At 58.9% G+C, this 1,087-nt stretch carries 1 rRNA gene; it reads right to left on the reverse strand.

The annotated features are described in order from the left end of the window. Positions 1-830: ribosomal RNA gene (locus ACWGI6_RS38210) — 16S ribosomal RNA — on the reverse strand; the annotation flags it as partial. Positions 831-1,087: the final 257 nt, after the last annotated feature.

A 1,087-nucleotide genomic window follows, 5' to 3' on the forward strand; every position in this document is an offset into this window, starting at 1 on the left:
CGGACGACGTGGAATGTCGCCCACACCTAGTTCCCAACGTTTACGGCGTGGACTACCAGGGTATCTAATCCTGTTCGCTCCCCACGCTTTCGCTCCTCAGCGTCAGTATCGGCCCAGAGATCCGCCTTCGCCACCGGTGTTCCTCCTGATATCTGCGCATTTCACCGCTACACCAGGAATTCCGATCTCCCCTACCGAACTCTAGCCTGCCCGTATCGAATGCAGACCCGGGGTTAAGCCCCGGGCTTTCACATCCGACGTGACAAGCCGCCTACGAGCTCTTTACGCCCAATAATTCCGGACAACGCTTGCGCCCTACGTATTACCGCGGCTGCTGGCACGTAGTTAGCCGGCGCTTCTTCTGCAGGTACCGTCACTCTCGCTTCTTCCCTGCTGAAAGAGGTTTACAACCCGAAGGCCGTCATCCCTCACGCGGCGTCGCTGCATCAGGCTTTCGCCCATTGTGCAATATTCCCCACTGCTGCCTCCCGTAGGAGTCTGGGCCGTGTCTCAGTCCCAGTGTGGCCGGTCGCCCTCTCAGGCCGGCTACCCGTCGTCGCCTTGGTAGGCCATCACCCCACCAACAAGCTGATAGGCCGCGGGCTCATCCTTCACCGCCGGAGCTTTCCACCACCAGACCATGCGGTCGGTAGTCGTATCCGGTATTAGACCCCGTTTCCAGGGCTTGTCCCAGAGTGAAGGGCAGATTGCCCACGTGTTACTCACCCGTTCGCCACTAATCCCCGGCCGAAGCCGGTTCATCGTTCGACTTGCATGTGTTAAGCACGCCGCCAGCGTTCGTCCTGAGCCAGGATCAAACTCTCCGTGAATGTTTACCCGTAATCGGGTGAAACACACACGAGAGCGGAACGACCAGACGGAATAGGTCCGGTCGTTCACAGCGTCCTCGCTGTGTGTGCCATCCGCACCACATGGGCGGGATGGACTTTCAAAGGAACCTCATCCACCGAGGTGGACGGGGTATCAACATATCTGGCGTTGACTTTTGGCACGCTGTTGAGTTCTCAAGGAACGGACGCTTCCTTTGTGCCTGTTTCACCAGGCTCTCCGGGCGCTTCCCTTCGGT

This window comes from Streptomyces sp. NPDC054786 (genome assembly GCF_053611685.1).